General features: G+C 64.0%; 25 protein-coding genes. 10 read left to right on the top strand and 15 right to left on the bottom strand.

Annotation, left to right across the window (positions count from 1 at the left end; all coding sequences use genetic code 11):
* Positions 1-7 precede the first annotated feature (7 nt).
* The 7 genes from ybgF to ybgC form a co-directional block, all read right to left on the bottom strand.
* Positions 8-1,153: a tol-pal system protein YbgF gene (gene ybgF / locus CK220_RS02175; protein ID WP_095809959.1), complete on the bottom strand. Its 1,146-nt coding sequence runs from the start codon at positions 1,151-1,153 to the stop codon at positions 8-10.
* A 270-nt stretch (positions 1,154-1,423) separates the two neighbouring features.
* The gene (gene pal, locus CK220_RS02170) at positions 1,424-1,930 is read right to left on the bottom strand and encodes a peptidoglycan-associated lipoprotein Pal (RefSeq protein ID WP_067001802.1); all 507 of its coding nucleotides are present in this window, start codon (positions 1,928-1,930) and stop codon (positions 1,424-1,426) included.
* Between the two features lie 250 nt (positions 1,931-2,180).
* Positions 2,181-3,500: a Tol-Pal system beta propeller repeat protein TolB gene (gene tolB / locus CK220_RS02165; RefSeq protein ID WP_095809958.1), complete on the bottom strand. Its 1,320-nt coding sequence runs from the start codon at positions 3,498-3,500 to the stop codon at positions 2,181-2,183.
* Positions 3,501-3,540: 40 nt separating this feature from the next.
* The gene (locus CK220_RS02160; RefSeq protein WP_095809957.1) at positions 3,541-4,695 is read right to left on the bottom strand and encodes a TonB family protein; all 1,155 of its coding nucleotides are present in this window, start codon (positions 4,693-4,695) and stop codon (positions 3,541-3,543) included.
* A gap of 7 nt (positions 4,696-4,702) precedes the next feature.
* Entirely contained in the window at positions 4,703-5,164 is a 462-nt protein-coding gene (gene tolR, locus CK220_RS02155; RefSeq protein WP_176478966.1) for a protein TolR, read from the bottom strand.
* Between the two features lie 9 nt (positions 5,165-5,173).
* Positions 5,174-5,884 (bottom strand): protein TolQ, encoded by a 711-nt coding sequence (tolQ, locus tag CK220_RS02150; RefSeq protein WP_067001789.1) that lies wholly within the window; start codon positions 5,882-5,884, stop codon positions 5,174-5,176.
* 458 nt (positions 5,885-6,342) lie between these two features.
* The gene (gene ybgC, locus CK220_RS02145) at positions 6,343-6,813 is read right to left on the bottom strand and encodes a tol-pal system-associated acyl-CoA thioesterase (protein WP_095809956.1); all 471 of its coding nucleotides are present in this window, start codon (positions 6,811-6,813) and stop codon (positions 6,343-6,345) included.
* Positions 6,814-6,864: 51 nt separating this feature from the next.
* Between ybgC and CK220_RS02140 the strand changes: the two genes are divergently transcribed.
* The gene (locus CK220_RS02140) at positions 6,865-8,115 is read left to right on the top strand and encodes a cellulase family glycosylhydrolase (RefSeq protein ID WP_095809955.1); all 1,251 of its coding nucleotides are present in this window, start codon (positions 6,865-6,867) and stop codon (positions 8,113-8,115) included.
* 52 nt (positions 8,116-8,167) lie between these two features.
* Here the strand turns inward: CK220_RS02140 and CK220_RS02135 are convergent, their stop codons facing one another.
* The 7 genes from CK220_RS02135 to CK220_RS02105 form a co-directional block, all read right to left on the bottom strand.
* Positions 8,168-9,070: a metallophosphoesterase gene (locus CK220_RS02135; protein WP_095809954.1), complete on the bottom strand. Its 903-nt coding sequence runs from the start codon at positions 9,068-9,070 to the stop codon at positions 8,168-8,170.
* 130 nt (positions 9,071-9,200) lie between these two features.
* A complete protein-coding gene (gene ruvB / locus CK220_RS02130; protein ID WP_095810263.1) occupies positions 9,201-10,238 on the bottom strand; it encodes a Holliday junction branch migration DNA helicase RuvB in 1,038 nt (345 codons plus the stop codon).
* Positions 10,239-10,281: 43 nt separating this feature from the next.
* Positions 10,282-10,902 (bottom strand): Holliday junction branch migration protein RuvA, encoded by a 621-nt coding sequence (ruvA, locus tag CK220_RS02125; protein WP_095809953.1) that lies wholly within the window; start codon positions 10,900-10,902, stop codon positions 10,282-10,284.
* A 14-nt stretch (positions 10,903-10,916) separates the two neighbouring features.
* Entirely contained in the window at positions 10,917-11,330 is a 414-nt protein-coding gene (locus CK220_RS02120; RefSeq protein ID WP_095809952.1) for a type II toxin-antitoxin system VapC family toxin, read from the bottom strand.
* Between the two features lie 2 nt (positions 11,331-11,332).
* Positions 11,333-11,584, bottom strand: coding sequence for an AbrB/MazE/SpoVT family DNA-binding domain-containing protein (locus CK220_RS02115; RefSeq protein ID WP_059190009.1), 252 nt, complete (start codon positions 11,582-11,584; stop codon positions 11,333-11,335).
* A 60-nt stretch (positions 11,585-11,644) separates the two neighbouring features.
* The gene (gene ruvC, locus CK220_RS02110) at positions 11,645-12,157 is read right to left on the bottom strand and encodes a crossover junction endodeoxyribonuclease RuvC (RefSeq protein WP_095809951.1); all 513 of its coding nucleotides are present in this window, start codon (positions 12,155-12,157) and stop codon (positions 11,645-11,647) included.
* A 213-nt stretch (positions 12,158-12,370) separates the two neighbouring features.
* The gene (locus CK220_RS02105) at positions 12,371-12,901 is read right to left on the bottom strand and encodes a DUF1465 family protein (protein WP_095809950.1); all 531 of its coding nucleotides are present in this window, start codon (positions 12,899-12,901) and stop codon (positions 12,371-12,373) included.
* Between the two features lie 522 nt (positions 12,902-13,423).
* On the opposite strand from CK220_RS02105, the gene CK220_RS02100 reads away from it, so the two are divergent.
* Positions 13,424-13,975, top strand: a complete 552-nt coding sequence (locus CK220_RS02100) for a DUF2269 family protein (protein ID WP_095810262.1) — start codon at positions 13,424-13,426, stop codon at positions 13,973-13,975.
* 33 nt (positions 13,976-14,008) lie between these two features.
* Here the strand turns inward: CK220_RS02100 and CK220_RS02095 are convergent, their stop codons facing one another.
* On the bottom strand, positions 14,009-14,779 hold the full coding sequence (locus CK220_RS02095) for a sulfite exporter TauE/SafE family protein (RefSeq protein ID WP_095809949.1): 771 nt from the start codon (positions 14,777-14,779) through the stop codon (positions 14,009-14,011).
* Positions 14,780-15,248: 469 nt separating this feature from the next.
* Here CK220_RS02095 and CK220_RS02090 point away from each other — a divergent pair, with 469 nt between their 5' ends.
* From CK220_RS02090 to CK220_RS02055, 8 genes are all read left to right on the top strand, one after another.
* Complete coding sequence (locus tag CK220_RS02090; RefSeq protein WP_095809948.1) at positions 15,249-15,896, top strand: thiamine phosphate synthase; 648 nt, start codon at positions 15,249-15,251, stop codon at positions 15,894-15,896.
* A gap of 1 nt (position 15,897) precedes the next feature.
* Complete coding sequence (locus CK220_RS02085; protein WP_245428921.1) at positions 15,898-17,058, top strand: tetratricopeptide repeat protein; 1,161 nt, start codon at positions 15,898-15,900, stop codon at positions 17,056-17,058.
* Positions 17,059-17,190: 132 nt separating this feature from the next.
* Positions 17,191-17,757: an elongation factor P gene (gene efp / locus CK220_RS02080; RefSeq protein WP_067001754.1), complete on the top strand. Its 567-nt coding sequence runs from the start codon at positions 17,191-17,193 to the stop codon at positions 17,755-17,757.
* A 25-nt stretch (positions 17,758-17,782) separates the two neighbouring features.
* A complete protein-coding gene (locus CK220_RS02075) occupies positions 17,783-18,583 on the top strand; it encodes an inositol monophosphatase family protein (RefSeq protein WP_095809947.1) in 801 nt (266 codons plus the stop codon).
* Between the two features lie 193 nt (positions 18,584-18,776).
* On the top strand, positions 18,777-19,469 hold the full coding sequence (locus tag CK220_RS02070; RefSeq protein WP_176478965.1) for a hemolysin III family protein: 693 nt from the start codon (positions 18,777-18,779) through the stop codon (positions 19,467-19,469).
* A 105-nt stretch (positions 19,470-19,574) separates the two neighbouring features.
* On the top strand, positions 19,575-20,594 hold the full coding sequence (locus CK220_RS02065) for a MotA/TolQ/ExbB proton channel family protein (RefSeq protein ID WP_095809945.1): 1,020 nt from the start codon (positions 19,575-19,577) through the stop codon (positions 20,592-20,594).
* A 1-nt stretch (position 20,595) separates the two neighbouring features.
* A complete protein-coding gene (locus CK220_RS02060) occupies positions 20,596-21,624 on the top strand; it encodes a peptidoglycan -binding protein (RefSeq protein ID WP_095809944.1) in 1,029 nt (342 codons plus the stop codon).
* A gap of 248 nt (positions 21,625-21,872) precedes the next feature.
* Positions 21,873-22,298 carry a hypothetical protein gene (locus tag CK220_RS02055; protein ID WP_095809943.1) on the top strand — a complete coding sequence of 142 codons (426 nt, stop codon included), beginning with the start codon at positions 21,873-21,875 and terminating at the stop codon, positions 22,296-22,298.
* Positions 22,299-22,300 lie beyond the last annotated feature (2 nt).

Below are 22,300 nucleotides of genomic sequence, written 5' to 3'. Positions count from 1 at the left end.
ATGCAAGCTAGCACGACGCCAGCGCCTTTTCCTGCTTGATGCGTTCCTTCAACGTGCCGGAAACATCCGGGTAGCGCTTGCCGATCTCGTTGAAAGTGGCGCAGGCCACGTCGTTCTGCTTGAGGCCAACCAGCGATACGCCGAGCTTGAGCAGCATGTCGGGCGCCTTCTTGGCCTTCGGATAATCCTTGCTGGCGGCCAGGAAAACCTCCGCCGCGTCGCGATATTTCTGCTGGCCGAGCAGGGATTCGCCCAGCCAGTAATGCGCGTCCGCCGCCTTGGTGTCCTTGGGGAAGCGCGAGATATGGTCGCGGAAACCCTGCTCGGCGGTGGGATAGTCGCCCGACAGGATGAACTGGTAGGAGTTGCGGTAGAGCTCGTCCGGATCGTTGGTCGAGGGCAGCGAGGCCATGACCGTGCCGCCGGACTTATTCTTGCCGCTTTTGGCGCCGGTCTCGGCGGCAGGCGCATTTGCCGTAGCTGCGGGAGCTTCCGTTTGCGAGCCCGCCTGCGGGGCGGGATCGGCGTTGACGACATTGCCGTTCTTGTCGACGGTAATGGTGCCGAAGGTTTTCGGCGGCGCGCCGGTGATCAACTTGCCCGGCTCGCCGGTCTGAGACTCGACGATGACGTCGCCGACGCTCTTGCCGCCGCCGTCCTGCGCAGCCGTGCCGGCCGGAGCTTGCGTCGCCGGAGCTGTGGCGACGTTGGTGTCGGCGCCGCTCTCGCCGGCGCCAGCATCCCCCATGTTCGTGTTGCCGTTGCTGCCGTCCTGCGGCGGGGCCTCCGACTTCTTCTGGCCGGTTGGCTTCGCGCCCTGCGAGCCGCCTTCGAGCTGCTGGAAGCGGAACTCGTTGTCCTCCTGCTGCTTGCGCATCTGCTCCTGCATTTGCAGGATCTGGAAATTGAGCTCCTCGAGCTTGCCGTTCATCTGCCGGATTTGATCCTCCAGACCGGTCATGCCGGCGCCGTCCTGCTGGGCGACTTGCGCCTGCTCGGACTTCTTCTTGTCGCCGAAAATGCCGAGCGTCGGCAGATGGAACGTGAACCCGCTGTCCGAGGATTGCCCGCTGTCCGCCGGGGCGGCGACGCCTGCGATGCTTGATACGAGCAGCAGCGCAAGCGTGCCGCTCAGGACCGTTCTGAAATGCATTATGTCTCTCGCCGTGAAATCTGTTGGCCCGATGCGCCTTTCCAAATCGGAGGGGGAGAAAGCGCCCTCGCGCTCTTAGCAGGACGCGAGACTTCGGCCAAATTTTGTTTCAAGCTGTCGCATATGAAAAAGGCGGCCCGGAGACCGCCCTTTCGTTCCGCGATGTTGTATTTTTGCCGCCCGCAGCGCCGCGCGTCGTCAGACGCGCAAAGGAAGCTGTGGCGCTTATGATCGTGTCCGAAAATCGATATCGATTTTCGGCGCGGCGCGTCAGGAACCGGCGCCCGAGAGCGTGGTGACGGCGCGGCGGTTCTGCGACCAGCACGAGATATCGTCGCAGACCGCGACCGGGCGTTCCTTGCCGTAGGAGATCGTCTTCAGGCGGTTGGCCGCGACGCCCTTCGAAACCAGGAAGTCGCGGGTGGCGGCGGCGCGGCGGGCGCCCAGCGCCAGATTGTATTCGCGCGTGCCGCGCTCGTCGGCATGGCCTTCGATGACGATGGCATACTGCCTGTACTGGTTGAGCCACTGCGCCTGGCGCGAGAGCGTGGTCTGCGCGTCGGCGCGGATCGACGAGGAGTCGGTGTCGAAGAAGATGCGGTCGCCTATGTTGACGGTGAAGTCCTGCGCCGAGCCCGGCGTGGCGGAGCCGGCGCCGTTCAGGCCGAGATCAGCCGCGCTGTTCGGCGTTTTCTTCGAGGCGCAGCCGGTGATGGCCAGAGCCGCCACCAGCGCGATCATCGCCGGATTTCTGGTAAGTGCTGCGATACGGCCCATGCCGCCTCTCCTTCGCATTCGAGTGATTTCGTTGATCACCCAGTAACCACGTTTGGGTTAACCGGCATTCAAGAAACACGGTTAATTTTTCGTTTCGAGCCGCCGTCCTCGGCCGATTTCGCTGGGCTCACAATGCGCGGGGACCGTAGGCGGAAATGCGGCTAAAACGCGACGAGGGGTGGAAAAGAGGGAGCTGAAGCGACAAGGAACCCGTCTTTTCCTCAGTTCCTCACTTCTTCAGTTCCTCTACCTACTCCAGCAGCGGCGACCAGGCCGGATCCGAGGCGAAGTTCGACGTCGGGATCTGCTGCTCGTTGCGGCCCGTCAGATCGACCGTGACCAGCTTCGGCCCGCCGGCGGAGTCGCGGAAGAACATCAGCACGCGGCCGTTCGGCGCCCAGGTCGGCCCCTCCTGCTGGAAGCCGGAGGAAAGGATGCGCTCGCCCGAACCATCGGTCTTCATGACGCCGATCTGGAACTCGCCGCCCGACTGCTTGGTGAAGGCGATGAGATCGCCGCGCGGCGACCACACCGGCGTGGAATAGACGCCGTCGCCGAACGAGATGCGGTGCGGATTGGAGCCGTCCGCGCCCATGACGTAGATCTGCGAGCGGCCGCTGCCGCCGCCGCGGTCGGAGGTGAAGACGATCTGCGAGCCGTCGGGCGAATAGGAGGGCGACGTGTCGATCGCGGTCGAGTCGGTGAGCCGCGTGGTCGAGCGGCTTCTCAGATCCATGGCGAAGATGTTGGAATTGCCGTCATCGCGCAGCAGGCTCATGATCACCTTCTGACCATCGGGCGAGAAGCGCGGCGCGAACGTCATGCCCGGGAAGTTGCCGACCAGCTCGCGCTGTCCGGTCTCGATCTGCAGCAGATAGACCTTGGGCTGTCCGCTCTCATAGGACATGTAGGTGATTTCCTGCCGGTTCGGCGAGAAGCGCGGCGTCAGCACGATCGAGCGGCCGTCCGACAGGTAGCGGACGTTGGCGCCGTCCTGGTCCATGATGGCGAGACGCTTCTTGCGCGCATTCTTGGCGCCGGATTCGTCGACGAAGACGACGCGCGTATCGAAATAACCCTTCTCGCCGGTCAGCCGCTCGTAGATCGCGTCGGCGATGATATGGGCGACGCGCCTGGTATTGGCGTCATTGGCGAAGAACTGCTCCCCGGCCATCTGCTGGCCGGCAAAGGTGTCCCATAGTCGGTACTGGGCGCGGATGCGGCCGTCGGCTTCCTTGCCGACGCTGCCGGTGACCAGCGCCTGCGCATTGATCACCTTCCAGTCGTCGAAGCGCGGCGTGGCGTCCGGGCCGGAGATCTTCTCGATGAAGGCGCTCTTGTCGATGGGCGCGAACAGGCCGGAGCGCTTGAGGTCGGCCGTGACGATCTCCGTGATCTGAGCGCCGAGCTCACCATTGGACTGGAAGTCAGTGATGGCGATCGGCAGCGGCTCGACATTGCCCTTGTTGACGTTGAGCTCGACGAGCGCCCACGCCGGCAAGCTGGCGGCGATCGTCATGCCCAGCGCCATGGCTGCAATCGTCAGGAGCGGCTTGAGGAAAGATCTCATGTCTTCTCGCTTCTCTTCTTTGATGGTTCAGACGCAAGGCCTATAGGCCAAGCATCTCCCTTGGGTCGAAGGTGACCCGGATGTCGTTCCAAATATCCTGCTTGCCGGCGGGAACCTGCAGGCCGGCCACGTCGCATTTTTGAACCGCGCGCACGGCGCTTTCGTCGAACTGCCGGTTGCCGCTCGACTGCTCGACCGCCGGGCGGCCGTCGAGCTTACCATTGGTATCGAGATTGAACCGGACCACGACGACGAAGTTCTCCGAACCTTCCAGTCCTACGGGCAAGGTCCAGCAGCCGCCGAGCTGAGCTTCGAGCGCGCCTTGCTCCGACTTGGACAGCTTCTGGCCCTGATCCTTCTCGCCGCCGAGCGACGACTGCTGCGTCGAGCGCTTGGCGCCGCCGCCGGACGGCTTCTGCTTGTCCAGAAGTGCTGAAATCTCATCGGCGTTGAACTGCTTATCGTCCGACTTCGGCTTCGAGGAAGCTTCCGTCACCGGCTTTTCAGCGTCCTTGCGTTCCGGCGCCTTGGCGCTCTCGGCGGGAGCGGGCTGCGGCTTCGGCCGCGCTGCAGGGGCGGGTGCCGAGTCCGGAAGCTTTGCCTCCTCGGTCGGCTGCTCCTTGGCGATCGCCTCGGCGACGGCGTCCGGCTTGACCTCTTCCTTCTGGATGGCGGCGGTTGTCTCTTTCGGCGGCGTTGGCGTCGGCTCCTTGGCGGGCGCCGGCTTGGGATCCGTCTGCTTGACCGGCTCGGGCTTGACCTCTTCCTTAGGTGTCGGCGTCGGCGCGACTTCCGTCGCCGGCGTCGGCTTCGGCTTTTCCTGCGGCTTCGGCACGTCCTCGACGGCTGGCTTCTCGGTCGGCGTCGGCGCCGGCGGCGGCGCGGATGTCTTCTCGACCGGCTTCGGCTTGGCCTCGTCCGTCACCGGCTTGTCGGTGTCGACGCTGTTCTCGCCGACCTTCTGGGCGTCGGGGACGATATCCGGGCGCTTGGTCGGCAGCGGCGCCGGCTTGTCATGCATGACCGCTTTCTTGTCGCCCTGCTGCGTCTGCGCGATCGCTTCCGTCGGCACGATGTCGACCGCCACCGACTCCACGTCGGAAGCCGGCATGGCGGGCGGCGAGGACAGCGTGAACAGCCCGAAGGCCAGAGCCACCGCATGCAAAATGACCGATGAGGTGAGGCCGGTCCGCATTTGGCGACTACTGATCCTGTTCCTGCAGGGAGATCAGGCCGATATTCTTGTAGCCAGCGGCCTGGATGAGGCCCATCACCTTCAGCGCGGTGCCGTAGTTTGTCGCTTTGTCACCGCGGATGAAGATGCGCTCGTCGTAGCCGGTCTTGGAAATCGCCTGCAGCTTGGCGACCAGCTCTTCCTGTGGGATTTCGGTCTCCTGCAGGTGAATCTTGCCGGCGGCGTCGATCGAGACTTGGATCGGCTGCGTGTCGGCATTCATCGCCTTGGCTTTTGTTTCCGGCAGATCGACCGGCACGCCGACGGTAAGCAGCGGCGCCGCGACCATGAAGATGATCAGCAGCACCAGCATCACGTCGACCATTGGCGTGACGTTGATTTCCGACATCAGCGCGTGATGACGGCCACGCCGCCGGTGGCCGCGTCCGCCTCGCCCTATGCCACCTGCGCTAGCAGCAGACATACCCATGATCGTACCTCAGGCCTTCTGCGCGACTTTTTCATCGATTTGGCGCGAGAGTATGGCGGAGAACTCATCCGCAAACCCTTCCATGCGCACGGCGAGCTTGTTCGCATCCGATGACAGCTTGTTGTAGGCGATGACGGCCGGAATGGCTGCGAGCAGGCCGATCGCCGTCGCCAGCAGCGCTTCCGCGATGCCGGGCGCCACGACCGACAGGCTGGTGTTCTTCGAGGCGGCGATCGCCTGGAAGGAGGTCATGATGCCGATGACGGTGCCGAACAGGCCGATGAAGGGCGCGGCCGAACCCGTGGTGGCGAGGAAGCCGAGCCGGCCCTCCAGCCTTTCCATCTCGCGGGTCAGCGCGAGATCCATCGCTTTGTCGATGCGGGTCTGCAATGCCAGCGCCGATTTGGCGCCCTTCTCGAAGCTCTTCTTCCATTCGCGCATGGCGGCAACGAAGATCGCGCCCATGCCCGTGGTCTTGCGGTCGGCGAGCGTGCGGTAGAGCTCCTCGAGCGACTGTCCCGACCAGAACACCTGCTCGAAGCGGTTGAGCGCCATCCGCATGCGGCTATAGGCGACGAGCTTGTCGATGATGATCGCCCAGGTCCAGATCGAGGCGCAGAGCAAGCCGATCATGACCAGCTTGACCACCCAGCCGGCCTGCATGAACAAGGCCCATATCGACAAATGCGCGCCCGGGTCGGCGAGTGCGATGTTTTCCATGACTACGTCCTTAAGATTTTTCCGGGCATCGCTGGCGGCTGGCCCATGGGCATCCCTTTGGTCCGATCGCGCGAAGCTTGAAGCTCGCGGGACAAGCCCCGAATGCACCGTTTCGCGGCCTTTTCGGGGCAAATATTGGTGAAAGGAAGGCACACGAATTGCGCCAATCTTCACCAATTCCTTCATGAACCGTTATGGTTAAGGATGGGTTAGGATATGAAGCGCGGCGCATTGCCGCGCCTCGGTTGGATCGCAGTCGGCAAGGGCATGCTGAGATCCAGGTCAGGCCGCGCCGAGAATGGTGGCTTCCGAGAACCGGCCTACGCCGACCGTAGCCTTCACAGGGCGAAGACGCTTATGAGGGCTTCGGCCGGCGAAGGCCGGAGCGGAGCGTACTCAAGTACGTGAGCACCGGAAGCGCAGGAAGCCGCCGGTCGCAGGCCGGCCTCACCTGGATATCAGCTTGCCAGGGGCATGAAGGCCGCGATCCATTCCTTGGGAAATCTGCGCGGCCGGCCGTTCTCGCCGATGATCGCCGCCTCGACCTTTGCTTCGACCAGCACCTCGCCGCCACGCTTCAACTGCTGCGCCATGAAGATGCGGGCACCCGAAATGTCCTCGGTGCGCGTGTCGATGGTGAGGATGTCGTCCATGCGGGCCGGCGAACGGAAGTCGATCTCCATGTGCCGCACCACCCAGACGATGCGCTCGCCATGCTTGCCATCGGCAAGCTCGGTGTGATGGACACCGGCGAGCCTGAGATAATCCGAGCGCCCGCGTTCGAGGAATTCGAGATAGCGCGCATGGTAGACGACGCCGGAGAAATCGGTGTCGGCATAGTAGACGCGGGCCATCAGGCGATGGCCGGATTGCGTCAGCGCCCCCGAAAGCCCGGCGCTGAGCGCTGCGGATTCACCATGATCGTCCATCGCGCTTTCCTTTTCAGGCCCGAACAGGCAGGTGTTTGGCGCGGGAACCGGATGGCACTGTTAGGCGCGATGATCAAGACCTTGATGGCGGGGCTGCTGGCGCTTGGCGCCTCCATATTACCGTGCCAGGCGGCGACATTCTCCATGAAGCGCGGCCTCAATCTCGACCAGTGGACGACCTGGACCGGCGAGGAGAAGTGGAACGACCCGAGCGCCATCCTTCCCTATCCCGAATGGCGGAAATTCCTGAAAGCGGATGACCTTAAGGCGCTGAAGGATGCCGGTTTCGATTTCCTTCGCATGCCGGTCGATCCCTCACCCTTCCTATCCGACGAGACGATTTCGCTGCGCGATGACCTCTACGCCAGCGTGCTGGACTCGGCGCGCATGATCAACCGGGCCGGGCTGAAAGTGATCGTCGATCTGCACCTGATCCCGGCCGGCGGCAACCGCAAGATCGGCATGCGCGAGGTGATGGACAATCCAGCGACCTTCGACGCCTATGTCGCGGTCGTGCGCAAGATGGCGCATACGTTGTCGGGAGAAGACCCGGGCCAGGTTGCCTTCGAGCTGATGAACGAGCCGATCGTCGATTGCGACGAGAACGGCACGAATCTCTGGCCGGTCCGCCAGAAGAAATTGTTCGCGGCGGCGCGTTCCTCCGCCACCAGGCTGACGCTCATCCTCACCGGTGGCTGCTACTCCAACGCGGCCTCGCTGGCGAAGATCGATCCGAAGGCGATCCCCGACGACAACATCATCTGGGCTTTCCATTCCTACGATCCGTTCCTTTTGACGCATCAGGGCGCGACCTGGGCCGGCGACTTCATCCGCTATGTCACAGGCCTGCCGTATCCGCTGACCGCGCTGCCGCGCGTCAGGCTCGATGTGGCGCTGGAGACGATCCGCGACAGGATAAGGGCCGAGGCGCCGTGGACGCGCCGCGGCGGCATGCTTGCCTATCTCGACCAGCAGGTCGCCGGCATGGACAGCCCAGAAAAGCTCGTTGGCCTGATGGATGCGCCTTTCAATATCGCCGAGGGCTGGGCCAAGGCCAACGGCATCAAGCCGCAAAACATCACGCTCGGCGAGTTCGGCATGATCCGCCAGGAATACGGCAATGCCTATGTCATGCCCGCCGACTACCGCGCCGCCTATGTCAAGGACATGATCGCGCGCGCCGAGGCGCACGGCTTTTCCTGGTCGGTATGGGGCTATGGCGGTGCCTTCGGCATCGTCGACGCCTTCGACGGCGCCAAGGCCGAACCCAATGTGATGGACGCGATCAGGTCGCTTCACTGAGCAATTGCGGGAAAACTGCGCGGTTTTCCGTGCGCGAAAAAGATACCCGGAGCTACCCGAGGTCGATCTGCAGGATCTCTGGCGGCATGCCGAAACGCACCGGCATGATGCTGAAGCCAAGCCCGCCCGAGACGATCAGGTTGCGATCGTTCTCGACGACATGGCCATAGGCGTAGCGGTTGCCGAAGTCGGACGGCACGACCGGCGAATAGCCGAACAGCCGCACCTGTCCGCCATGCGTGTGTCCGGAAAGCGTCAGCGAAACCCGCCAAGGCACTTTCGGAAAGATGTCGGGCTCATGCGCGAGCAGGATGATCGGCTCGTCGCCTTGCACCTTGGCAAGCGTCCCGCCGAGGTCGTCCAGGCCCTTGAAGCCGTGGCGGCCCAGGGCTTTGCTCGGCCGGATTGCCAGCTGGTCCGCAAGTCCGGCGATCCAGAAGCCATGCCCGTCCTTCTCCAGCCGCACCACGTCGTTTTCCAGCACCGGGATGCCGACGCTCTCCAGTGCCTTGCGCGCGGCCGTAGGCCCTGCCATGGCCAGTTGCGCCACATGATCGTGCCACCAGTCGTGATTGCCGAGGATCGAGAGCACGCCAAGCGGCGCCTTCAGCCCTGACAGGGCGGCGGCCCACTCCGGTGCAGACACTTCGGCCGTGACGAGGCGCATTCCATCGACATAGTCGCCAAGCAGCACGATCAGGTCTGGCTGCAAGGCATTCGTCCTCTCGACGAGCGAGGCGATCCGCTCCGACGTCATCCAGGGGTGGCAGGCATGAATGTCGGCCAGTGCAGCGACGCGCAGCTTGAGGCCTGCAGGCCAGCGCGGCGGCGTCAGAGAATAGCGTTTCACATGAGCGAGCAGCATCGGCTCGATGCCGACCGCATAGGCGCTCAGCGACATCATGGACAGGAACGAGCCGCCGATGAGGCGCAGAAAGCCACGTCTGGTGATCATCGGTCAGCCCCGACCCCTGGGAATGCGTCAAGCTTGCCTTAGAGGCTGCAATTGTGCCTTCAGCTTGGCAGAGCCGGGGAGATTTTGCGCAGGCAAACCGTTCCTCGCGCGTCCGACGAACAAATGTCCGTTACTCTTCCTGGAACAGGCCGATCTGCTGTTGCGCCAGGTCTTTTGGCGCTTCAAGGCCGAGATGCCGCCAGGCATTGGCGGTCAGCATGCGGCCGCGCGGTGTGCGCTGGATGAAGCCCTGCTGGATGAGATAGGGCTCGATGATGTCCTCGATGGCGTCACGCGGTTCCGACAGCCCAGCCGCGATCGTCTCGATGCCGACCGGTCCGCCGCCGAAGTTGCGGGCGATCATCGAGAGATACCGGCGGTCGAGCGCGTCGAGGCCGAGCCCGTCGACTTCCAGCCTGGTCAGCGCCTCGTCGGCGATGCGTTTGTCGACATGGCCGTTCCCGGCGACGGAGGCGAAGTCGCGCACCCGGCGCAACAGGCGTCCAGCGATGCGCGGTGTGCCGCGGGCGCGGCGCGCGATCTCCAGCGCGCCGTCGTCGCCGAGCGGCATCGAGAGGATGCGGGCGCCGCGGCGCACGATCTGCTCCAGTTCCTCGACCGTGTAGAAATTGAGCCTGACCGGGATGCCGAAACGGTCGCGCAGAGGATTCGTCAAAAGTCCGAGCCGGGTTGTCGCCGCAACCAGCGTGAAGCGGGCGAGATCGATCTTGACCGAGCGCGCCGCCGGCCCCTCGCCGATGATGAGATCAAGCTGGAAATCCTCCATCGCCGGGTAGAGGATTTCTTCCACCGCCGGATTGAGCCGGTGGATTTCGTCGATGAAGAGCACGTCGCGCTCCTCGAGATTGGTGAGCAGCGCCGCAAGGTCGCCGGCCTTGGCGATGACCGGCCCCGACGTCGAGCGGAAATTGACGCCGAGCTCACGCGCCATGATCTGCGCCAGCGTCGTCTTGCCGAGCCCCGGCGGGCCGACGAACAGCACATGGTCGAGCGCCTCGCCGCGGCTCTTGGCGGCATCGACGAAGACCTTGAGATTGGCACGCGCCGCAGCTTGGCCGACGAACTCGTCAAGCGATTGCGGCCGCAAGCTCTGGTCGGCATCCTCGCCGCGCTTGTCGGGGGCAATGAGACGGGGCGAAAGGCTCATGCGGCCTTCCTTGCATACGGCAAGGACCGGGACAAGCGGCACCTCACCGCGCCAGCTCCTTCAGGCCGAAACGGATCAGCTTCGAGGCATCCGCCCCGTCGCCGGCCGACTTTAGGGCCGCGGCCACCGCATTGGCCGCGATGTCGCGCGAATAGCCGAGATTGACCAGCGCCGAGACCGCGTCGGTGATGGGTGCTGCCGCCACGCCTTCGCCAAGCTCCTGCTTGAGGCCGATCGTGCCGGTGGCGGCGCCCGCATAGGCCGGCGCCTTGCTGCGCAATTCGGTGACGATGCGCTCGGCCACCTTCTTGCCGACGCCCGGTGCGCGGGAAACCATGGCGATGTCGCGCAACGCGATCGCATTGGCGAGGTCGGGCGGCGCCAGCGTCGACAGCACCGCCAGCGCCACCTTGGCGCCGACGCCCTGCACATTGTTCATCAAAAGGCGGAACCACTCGCGCTCGAGCGGGGTCTGAAAGCCGTATAGCCGGATCATGTCCTCGCGCACATAGGTCTCGATGAACAGCACCACCGCCTCGCCGGGCGACGGCAGCGATGCCAGTGTGCGAGCCGAGCAATGGGCGACATAGCCGACGCCGTGCACGTCCACGATGCAGGAATCCTCGTCGATCTCATCCAGCGTGCCCTTCAGCTTGCCGATCATGTCCGAGAGCTTTCTTAAGGATGAGTGTCAGGCGCGATAAGCTCGACGTCAGGAAAGTATTTTCTAAAGCCCGCCGGATCGCGCGTCAGGATGGGATAGCCCCGAATGACGGCGTGCGCCCCGATCAAAAAATCGGGCATGATCTTTTCCCGTGGACCTCCTTGCCGACGATAGACCAAGAATGCCCTCGACGCCGCGAAGGCAGCTTCGAACGGCAAACCTTCGCGCCGGTACTCATCCTCGGGCAACACGTCGTCGACTTCATCGATTGCGTCGTAGCGCATCGAAAACTCAGCATAGATGATCTGGTTGATGACCAGACTACCTTGCCTGCGTGCAGCTTCTATTTTCGGCCGCGACCATGTCAACCAGACAGGGTCGCGAACGGCGACATCGATAAGCACATTGGTATCGACAAGCGTCGCCAAGATCAGCGATCCCGTGTCAAGGCCATGACGTCGTCAGCATTCATCGTCTGGTCCCCGCTACCCTCCAGGCGGTCAAGCGCCGCGAGAAACCGATTGAGTCTTTCGCGATCCGCCTGCCGTCCTCTGTCGTGCCGGGGCGTGATCGTGATCTTGCCGCCTTCGATGCCGAAGATGACTTCGCTGTTTGCATCGATGCCGAACGTCTCCCGCAGGTCACGCGGAATAGTCACCTGGCCCTTGCTCGTCACGCGCATTGGATTTTCTCCATTCTTACCAGTAAGAAATATTCCAACCGTGAGAACAAGTCAAGAACACTACCCGGCCAGCGCCGCCATTCGGTAGGCGACGCTTTGACGGTGATGCGCATGACATATGGCTATGGCCAGGGCGTCGGCGGCATCGTCGGTCTCGAACACCGCTTTCGGCATCAGCACTTTCACCATCATATGGATCTGCTTCTTCTCGCCGTGACCGACGCCGATCACCGCCTTCTTGACCGCGTTGGGAGCGTATTCCGCGACCGCCAGCCCGGCGCGCGCCGGCACCAGCATGGCGATGCCGCGCGCCTGGCCGAGCTTCAGCGTCGCTGTGGCATCCTTGTTGACGAAGGTCTGCTCGATCGCCGCCTCGTGCGGCATGGCCTGGTGCAGCACTTCGGCCAGTCCATCATGCAATTGGCAGAGCCTCGTTGCGAGCGGCGCCTTGTCGTCGGAACGCACGGTGCCGGAGGCGATGAAGCGCAGCGAATTGCCGAGGCTCTCGACGATGCCCCAGCCGGTGCGCCTCAGGCCCGGATCGATGCCGATGATGCGAATCGCTTCCCCCATGCGCCAAGTCTAACCGCGGCGCATGGCGAAGCCAGCGAATTGTGAACAAACCAGAAACGGCCTGTGCAGGGATGGAGTGCTTCAGAATTCGGTCTGATGAGTCATATGGCGTCGTTTTCAAGAACCGGTGCGGAGGGTGCTTTAAGTACGCGAGCACCGGAAGCGCAGAAAACGCCGCCAGATAACCATCAGAGCGAATTGTGGAGCGGCCTGTTAGCCGCGGGCGAAGGCCGTGTTCAGCAGGCTGATCTGATCGGAGACCGGGTTGGAGCGGCGGCCGGCAGCCGGCATTTCGTTCATGGCGCCGCCGTAGATCTCCTCGTCCATGCGCTTCACCAGCGCCTGCAGGCGCAGTGACCGGCTCACCAGATCCAGGAAGTCCCTTGGCAGTTCGCTCCAGCCCAGCGCCTCGTCATGCGCGGAAGCGGTATCGAGCCGCACCTTGGATTTTTCCGAGGCGACCTGGTCGCGCGTCATCTCGCCGGAATTCGCCGCCCGCTGCAACAGCAGCCAGGAGGCGACCTGCATCAGCCTCGTGGTAAGGCGCATCGATTCGGCCGCATAGAGCGTCGCCGCCGTGCGCGACAGCTTCTTGGCTTCGAGCCTTCCCTTGCCGTCAAGATACTCGGCCGCCTGTTCGACCAGGCCCATGCCCTCCTGGTAAAGCGGCTTGAAGGATTGGGAGAAAACCCGGCGTTCCGCGAGCTTAATGGTTTTCGCGCTGCCCTTCGAAGGCTCGTTCATCGATACGCCCCTGCACTGCCGCAAGCCGATTCGGCATCCTTGCCGATACGTCCTGCACCCTTAAACGACTGAGGCTTGAAAATGCGCTTCGCTGCCCATGAAGGCAAGCGCATGTTTAACAAACGGTTAACGCCGAGGCGCGCTGCCCGCCGGCGGCCAACGGGCAAAAAAAGAGCCGCGGATAAGGCGGCTCTCAGGAGTTTAACAGGGAGGCGTCAAACAAAGTGGCTCCAACCACTCGGTAAGAATCCAGACAAACTGGATGGTCCTAGTAAACGCCTGTAAAGCTTAATGAAGCCTTAACGCCGCGTGGAATTTTTAAGCGAACGGACTTTTCCTGTGCCGGAACGGGACGGCCCGACTCCCTCCGAGCCATCAAGTCCTTGGACGCATATTGTGGCACCGAAACATCGGCCCCGCCGCCGCGACATCGTTTCGAAACACGCTCCGCGCTAAACGCCCGCTCCTCTCAATGGCTGGCGCAGTCGACGCCGCCACCAACAAGAAATGCAGGAGCACACCATGGACTGGTATTCGATCGTCAAATTCCTTCACGTCGTCTCGGCCATCCTATGGGTCGGCGGCGGCTTCGTCCTGTTCCTGCTCGGCGTGCTTGCCGAGCGCGCCGGCAACATCGAGCACAAGCTGCAGGCGATGCGGGCGAGCGGCGAGCTCGGCAGCCGCTTCTTCGCGCCGATGTCGATGCTCACCCTGATCTTCGGCCTCCTCATGTGCGGCTTCTGGGTCGGTTTTTCCGACCTGTGGATCGTCATCGGCCTTGTCGGCTACGCCACGACCTTCTCGATCGGCATGCTCGTCTTCAAGCCGACCGGCGAGCGGATGGGCGCCATGGTCGCCAAGGAAGGCGTGACGCCGGCGGTTCTCGCCATCGGCCAGCGCATGATGCGCTGGGCGCGTTTCGACTATGCGGTGATGCTGGTGATCATCGCCGACATGGTGCTGAAGCCAACGCTTCACGACGTCGGCATCCTCTCCTGCATGGTGCTGGTGATCGCGGCCGGCGCAGCGCTTGCGCTAGGCGGCAGCCGCGAGCTGGTGCCGAGCGCCGCTTGATGCTTCTGTGGCGGGCGGCCGGTGCGCCCGCCATCACATCAGGCCGGCGATACCGTCCCAGAGCAGCTTGAGCGCCACCACCGCCACCGTCGCATATGTGAACGGATAAAACACCTCCGGCCGCATGCGGCGCACCAGCCAGGCGCCGGCGATGGTGGAAAGCGGCGCCAGTGGCATCAGCGCGAACGATGCGGTGAGATTGGTGCTGTCGAACTGGCCAAGCGCGAAATAGGGAATAAGTTTCAGAGCGTTGGTGGTGGCGAAGAAGATCGCCGCCGTCCCGGACAGCACCTTCGGGTCGAGCCGGATCGGCAGCGCGTAAACCTGGAAGGGCGGACCGCCGACATGGGCGACGAAGCTGGTGAAGCCCGCAACCGTGCCCCAGAACGCCGCCGCGATGCGGTTCGGCTCTACCTCGTGGTCGGCGCCGTGGCGGAACTGCAGATAGATCCAGCGCAGGACGAAGACCAGCGCGATCGCGCCGACGATCAGCCGCACCATTTCCTCCGTCACCAGGGCCGCCGTCAGCCAGCCGAGGCCGATGCCGATGACGGCGCCGGGCATCATGTCGACCAGCATCTTGCGGTCATAGACGCCCCACCAGGTCCACACTGAAACGGTGTCCATCAGGCAAAGGATCGGCAGCAGGATGGCCGCCGCCTGCACCGGCGGGATGGCCAGCGCCATCAGCGGCACGCCGACGAAGCCCACGGCGCCGCCGAAGCCGCCCTTCGACAGACCGACGAGGATGACCGCCGGAATGGCGGCAGCATAGAACCACGGATCGCTGAGCAGGCCTGACATGGGAGAAACGGGGACAAGAAACGGCTGGGGGATGGCGGGAGACCTGCAATAGACCACAAAGCGAAAGACCGCGATAGCCGAAGCGCCCCGCCAGCCGGCCGGCGCGATCAACTGTCCGTAATCTGCTGGCGCGGCCAGATCGAGGCGGTGCGCGTCGCGGCGAGCCGGGCGCGGAGACGGCTGGGGCAGCGCGTGCTGGAATCGGCAATCGAAAGATACTGCGAGCGCGGCTCGTTCGGAAATTCGCGAACGACCTCGTGGTCTCCGGCTCTCGATCCCGTTCCCCAGTTCCTTGGCGTCGAAGGCCCGCAGCGCCTCTTCGACCCCATAACGAAGGCCAGCCGGGACAACCGTTCGGACAATCGATCCCCGTCCGCCGCATAGCCTCCTGTTCAAGCCGGACGCTTTGCTCTATGCCGCAATGCAACCATGTTCGCCCGGCATAGGCGAAAACCGGGATCGAAGACCGATGAATGAAGCAACCCCGCCCAATCGCTGCCGAATCGTGCTGATCGCGCCACCGCTTGTGACGCCCGAGCACATCTGCACCGCGTTCGACGGTGGCGACGTCGCCTCGCTGATCCTGCCCGAAAACGGCATGGATGACGCCGCCTTCCAGGCCTTCGCCGAGAAGATCGTGCCGATCGCGCAAGCCGCCGGCGTCGCCGTCATCATCGTCGGCGACAGCCGCATCGCCGGCCGCGTCCACGCCGACGGCATCCATGTCGAGGCAAACCGCCGGGAACTGGCCGAGACGATCGAGCGCTTGGCCGGCAAAATGATGGTCGGCGCCGGCGGCGCCAAGACCCGCGACGACGCGCTGGAACTCGGCGAGGAGCGGCCCGACTATATGTTCTTCGGCCGTTTCGGCTATGACAACAAGCCGGAGCCCCACCACCGCAATCTCGCTCTCGGCGAATGGTGGGCGCAGATGATCCAGATTCCTTGCATCGTGATGGCCGGATCCGAGCTTGCCTCGGTGGAAACGGTAGCGGCCACCGGAGCCGAATTCGTAGCGCTCTCCAGCGCCGTCTTCGCCGACGGGCTCGATCCGCGCGCGGCGGTCGCCGCCGCCAACGCGCTGCTCGACCAAACCGCGCCGCGCTTCGAGGTCTGACGTGCGCTGGTCCCGGCTTTCCTTCGCGGCGTTCGCCGCTGCCTTGGCGATCCAGCCGGCCGCCGCGGTGGCCGCCGAGACCGTCCCGGTGCCGCAGCCTAGACCGGACACGACCACACCCGACACGAGCGCGCCGGATAAAAACGCCCCTGCTACCGGCGCCCCGAACACAAGCATTCCGAATACAAGCGCCCCGAATTCGAGCGGCCCGAATATTGGCGCCCCGAATACTGGCGCGGCCCATGCCGATAAGCCGATCGAAACACCGCTGCCACAGCCGGCAACTCTTCAACCGCCATCGGCCGATACCATCAATCCCGATCGCTTCGGCGCCAAGCTGCCGGATGCCGCCTACGGCGCGTTCCAGCGCGGCCTCTATAAGACCGCCTACAACCTTGCCATGGTGCGGGCCAACAATGGCGACCCCGCGGCGCAGACACTGGTCGCCGAAATCCTGTCGCGCGGGCTGGGCGTGCCGCTCAACGCGGCAGAGGCCGCGAAATGGTATGGGCTCGCCGCCGAGCAGGGCGTGCCGGAGGCGCAGTTCCAATATGCGCTGATGCTGCTCGACGGCCGCTATGTGAAGAAGGACGACAAGGAAGCCTATGCGCTGATGCAGGCGGCCGCCGAGGCAGGCAACCGCCTGGCCCAGTTCAACTTCGCCCAATTGCTCGTCCAGCAGGATCCGGGCGCTGCCGGCATCGCCAAGGCCGCTGTGTATTATGAGCGCGCCGCCAGTACCGGCCTTGCCGACGCCGAGTATGCGATGGCGCAAATCTACGCCAACGGCGCCGGCGGCAAACCGCGCGACGACGCCAAGGCACGCACCCTGCTGGCGCAGGCCGCCCGGCAGAACTACGACACCGCGCAACTTGATCTCGCCGCCTGGATGATCGAAGGGCGCGGCGGCGATCGCGATCTGAAATCGGGCTTTGCCTGGATGAGGCGCGCAGCCGAAGGCGGCAATGTCGCCGCCCAGAACCGCCTCGCCAAACTCTATATGGGCGGCATCGGTACGGACCCCGATCTGATCCTGGCCGGAGCCTGGTATATCGTCGCCCGGCGCGCCGGCCTCATCGACCCGCAGATGGACGATTTCCTGCAGGGCCTGGACGACGGTCAGACCAAGCAGGCGCTGCAGAAGGCGAACCGGCTGCCCTGAAAAGACGGGTCACGGCAGCGGCCATCTCCATGAGCGTCCGCGACGACCTCCCTTGCCACTCAATGCGATTTGTGGTCTTGGAGGCGCCAAAGCGCGCCCCGCGCCAAAAATCTCATTCCGGATCAGTTCAACATGGCCAAGATCAGTGGCAGCGAAATCCGTCCCGGCTATGTCATCGAGCATGATGGTGGCCTCTGGGTCGCGGTCAAGACCAACACCGTGAAACCCGGCAAGGGCGGCGCCTACAATCAGGTCGAGCTGAAGAACCTGATCAACGGCACCAAGCTCAACGAGCGCTTCCGCTCGGCCGAGACCGTCGAGCAGATCCGGCTGGAGATGAAGGATTTCTCCTTCCTCTACGAGCAGGGCGACGCGCTGGTTTTCATGGACACCGAAAGCTACGAGCAGCTCGAACTGAACAAGGATTTCGTCGGCGAGCGCGCCGCCTTCCTGCAGGACGGCATGATGGTCACGGTCCAGCTTTATGAGGAGCGGCCGATCGGCATCTCGTTGCCCGACCAGGTGACGCTGACCATCACCGAGGCCGACCCCGTGGTGAAGGGCCAGACGGCGGCGTCCTCTTACAAGCCTGCAGTGCTGGAAAACGGTGTTCGCGTCCTGGTGCCGCCCTTCATCTCGGCCGGCGAGCGCATCATCGTCGACACCAACGAGATCACTTACGTGCGTCGCGCAGAATAAAACGGCCAACACAGGAAGAAGACGAATGGCGCGTTCCGCTCTCCTCAATGTCATGGTCCAGGCCGCGATGAAGGCCGGCCGGTCGCTGTCGCGCGATTTCGGCGAGGTGCAGAACCTGCAGGTCTCGATGAAGGGGCCTGGCGACTATGTCAGCCAGGCCGACCGCAAGGCCGAAGAGATCGTCTTTGCCGAACTGTCGAAGGCGCGGCCGGGCTACGCCTTCCTGATGGAGGAGCGCGGCGCCGTCGAAGGCGAGGACGGCCAGCATCGCTGGATCGTCGACCCGCTCGACGGCACCACCAACTTCCTCCACGGCATACCGCTCTTCGGGGTCTCGATCGCGCTCGAGCGCCAGGGCCAGATCGTCGCCGGTGTCGTCTACAATCCGGCTATGGACGAGCTCTATACCGCCGAGCGCGGCGGCGGCGCCTTCATGAACGATCGCCGGCTGCGCGTCGCCGGACGCGCCAAGCTCACCGATGCCGTGATCGGCTGCGGCGTGCCGCATCTCGGGCGCGGCCAGCACGGCAATTTCCTGATCGAGTTGCGCAACGTCATGGCCGAGGTCTCCGGCGTCCGCCGCCTTGGCTCCGCCTCGCTCGACCTCGCCTATGTCGCGGCAGGCCGCATGGACGGCTTCTGGGAAACGGGCCTTTCGGCCTGGGACATTGCCGCCGGCGCCCTGCTCATCCGTGAAGCGGGCGGCTTCGTTTCGGATATGGATGGCGGGCAGGACATGCTGGAGGCCGGCTCCATCGTCGCCGGCAACGAGCTTATCCAACGCGCGCTCTTGAAGACGGTGAAGAAGCCGCTGGCTGCGCGCTGAAGCGCCCCTATCGCATTGCCCCAAAATCGGAATCGATTTCGCTGACCTCCGGTTCGGAACAGATAACTGCCAATCAAAGGGCTGCAGCCTCCTTTGCGCGTCGAAAGGACGCGCGCCGCTCTCGTCGCAAAACCGCAACCGAAGCTTGAAATACTGATCCGCGACTGCCCAGATTATGGTTGCAGGATCATTCATGAACGACGCTCGCGCAAATACAACGATCGAAATTCCCTTTGTCGGCCGCTGGCACTATTCGCGCGCCGAGATGATCGCCGATGGCATCGTCCATGCGGTGGGCATCGTGCTGGCGATCGCCGCCGGCTCGGCCTTCCTGGCTTTGGCCGCTTTCCATTCCGGCCCAGGTGAGTATGTCGCCGCCGTCTTCTACGTTGTGTCGCTGCTCACCGTGCTGTCGGTATCGCTGGCCTATAATTTGTGGCCGATATCGTGGCCGGCGAAGTGGATCCTGCGCCGCTTCGACCATGCCGCGATCTATCTGCTCATCGCCGCCACCTACACGCCTTTTCTAGCCCAGCTTCACACGTCCGCGCTTGCCGTGCCGATGATCGTTATCGTGTGGAGCGCGGCGGCAATGGGCATCGCGATCAAGATGTTCCTGCCCGGGCGCTACGACCGGGTGGCGATCCTGTTCTATCTCGCCATCGGCTGGAGCGGCGTCGGGCTCGCCGGACCGCTGGTCGCGACGCTGCCCACAGCCTCCATCATGCTGCTGGTTGCGGGCGGCATCGTCTATTCATTGGGCGTCATCTTCTTTGCCTGGAAAGGCCTGCGCTTTCACAATGCCGTCTGGCATGGCTTTGTCGTCACCGGCGCCGGGCTGCACCTGGCCGCCATGGTCGACTGTCTGGTCATCAGCCGGTTTTGAAACGACCCGCGCGGGGCGATATTGCCAAGCACCATTCAATTTGGTCACAATTCCGTTTAGAGTCGCGGCAATTCTGCGGCGGGTGGCATCGGAAACGGGGCACGGATGGCTTTTCTCAGATCCTTCGGCAGGCGCTCGGATGTCCTGGTCTACGATCCGCACAAACTGTCGAGCCCGCAGGTCTTCCTGCTCACCATGGTGATCTTCCTGGTCATCGTCGCCTTCATCGCCGCCATCCTCACCCGCCAGATCTCCACCGCCTTCTCGAGCAATCCCGGCCTCAACGGGCTGATCATCGGCGTGCTCGCCGTCGGCATCTTGCTCGCCTTCGCCCAGGTCGGCCGGCTGTTCAGAGAGGTGCGCTGGGTCAATTCCTTCCGCGCCGGCTCCGAGACCACCGAGCCGGTCCTCCTGGCGCCGATGAAGGCGATGATCGGCCGCTCGTCGACGATCGCCTTCTCGACCTCTTCGATGCGCACCATGCTCGATTCCATCGCCACGCGCCTCGATGAAAGCCGCGACACCTCGCGTTATCTCGTCGGACTGCTGGTGTTTCTCGGCCTGCTCGGCACCTTCTGGGGCCTGCTCAACACCATCGCCTCCATCCGCGAGACGATCGAGGCGCTCGACCCCGGCAGCGGCGATGCCGCCGCCGTGCTCGACGCGCTGAAGCAGGGCCTGTCTGCGCCGCTCGCCGGCATGGGCACGGCCTTCTCGTCCTCGCTGTTCGGCCTCTCCGGCTCGCTGGTGCTCGGCTTCCTCGACCTGCAGGCCGGCCGCGCCCAGACCCGCTTCTACACCGAGCTCGAGAACTGGCTGTCCTCGGTCACCGATCTCTCGTCCGATATCGTCGTGTCGGATTCGGTGCGCGCCGAGCCGTCGGAGGAGATCCGCCTGCTGTCGGAACGGCTGCGCAGCCTGCAGGAGAATGGCGGCGGCTCCAACCCGCGCGTCGCCACCGCCATGGCCAACCTGGCGGACGGCATTTCCGGGCTGGTCAAGAACATGCGCTCCGAACAGCAGATCATGCGCGACTGGGTTGAGGCGCAGTCGGACGAACAGAAGGCGATGCGCAACACGCTGGAAAAGATCGCTGACGCCCTGAAGAAGACCGGAGTGCACTGACGTGGCGCTGGCAAGGCGGCGCGCCGATCGCCGCATCGACTATTGGCCGGGCTTCGTCGACGCGCTGTCGACGCTTCTGCTCGCCATCATGTTCCTGCTGACGGTGTTCGTGCTGGCGCAATTCCTGCTCAGCCGCGAAATCTCCGGCAAGGACACGGTGCTCAGCCGCCTCAACTCGCAGATCAACGAGCTGACGCAGTTGCTGGCACTGGAGCGCTCGAACAGCCAGGACAAGGAAGATACGCTCGCCAATCTGCAGGCCTCGCTATCGGCGGCGGAGGCGGAAAAGAGCCGTCTTCAGCAATTGCTGGAGCGGGGCGCCGGCGCCGGCGACGCGGCCAACAAGCGGGCAGACGCGCTGTCCGGCGAACTCAGCAGCCAGCGCCAGATCAGCCAGCAAGCGCTAAGCCAGGTCGAGATCCTCAACCAGCAGATCGCGGCACTTCGCAAGCAGATCGCAGCACTCGAGGATGCGCTCAACGTGTCCGAGCAGCGCGACCGCGAGTCCAACACCAAGATTGCCGATCTCGGCCGCCGTCTGAACGTGGCGCTGGCACAGCGCGTTCAGGAGCTCAACCGCTACCGTTCCGACTTCTTCGGTCGGCTGCGCGAGATCCTCGCCGACCGCGAGAACATCCGCATAGTCGGCGACCGCTTCGTCTTCCAGTCGGAGGTGCTGTTCCCGACCGGCTCCGACGAGATCAACGATGCCGGCAAGGTCGAGATGAAGAAGCTCGCCGACGCCGTCATCGAGCTGCAGAAAGAAATCCCGCCCGAGATCAGCTGGGTACTGCGCGTCGACGGCCACACCGACAACAAGCCGTTGTCCGGCACCGGCCGCTATCGCGACAACTGGGAACTGTCGACGGCTCGCGCGACCTCGGTGGTGAAGTTCCTGATCGAGAACGGCGTGCCGGCGAACCGGCTGGTAGCCGCCGGCTTCGGCGAATTCCAGCCGCTCGATCCGGCCGACACGGATGAGGCGCGCAGCAAGAACCGCCGAATTGAACTGAAGCTCACCGAACGTTGATCCGGCATCACGCGAACTCACGCGAATTTGTTCGCCGGCTCAACTCTAGCGCGCAGCGGCCCGTCGGCAAGGCCTGAAAACATTATCTTTTTTTAATTACACTCGGCGACTTGGCGGCCCTAATTTGCTGCGCAGGGCCGGGAACCGCCGGCGATGCCTCCCATCGCGACGCGACGGAACCGGACGGCCCACTAGCTCGGAAGCAGAGCGGGATGGCCGCTCCTTCCCCAGCAGGAGGATGCGCCGTCATGCGCGCTTTAACATCTCTCAAGACTGCAACTCTCGCCGCGGTTCTGATCGCCGCTCCGCTCGCCGGCGCCTACGCCGCCGGACATCACAAGGGCGCTCTCGACGCAACCGATCCAACCGACTTCACCGGACCGCGGGTGACCAGCCTCATCGAGCAGGTCCAGGGTGTGGATCAGGGCATCGCCGACGCGCGGCAAGCAAACGACATCTCGGCCTCAGAAGCGCAGCAACTGCATATGCGCGCCGCGCATATCAGCCAGGTGGCCGAGCACGTAGCCGCTTCGGATCACGGCAGGATTCCCGCCGCGCAATATCACGACCTGCTGCGCCGTCTCGACAATGTTGACCAGAAGCTGAGACTCGATACCGGCAGCGGCTTCCTGATGGGCGACGGCGCCGACGGCGGTCACTATCCGAACGGCTGAGC

Source organism: Mesorhizobium sp. WSM3860 (assembly GCF_002294995.1).
Taxonomy (GTDB): Bacteria; Pseudomonadota; Alphaproteobacteria; order Rhizobiales; family Rhizobiaceae; genus Mesorhizobium.
This window is presented reverse-complemented; position numbering and strand designations above follow the sequence as displayed.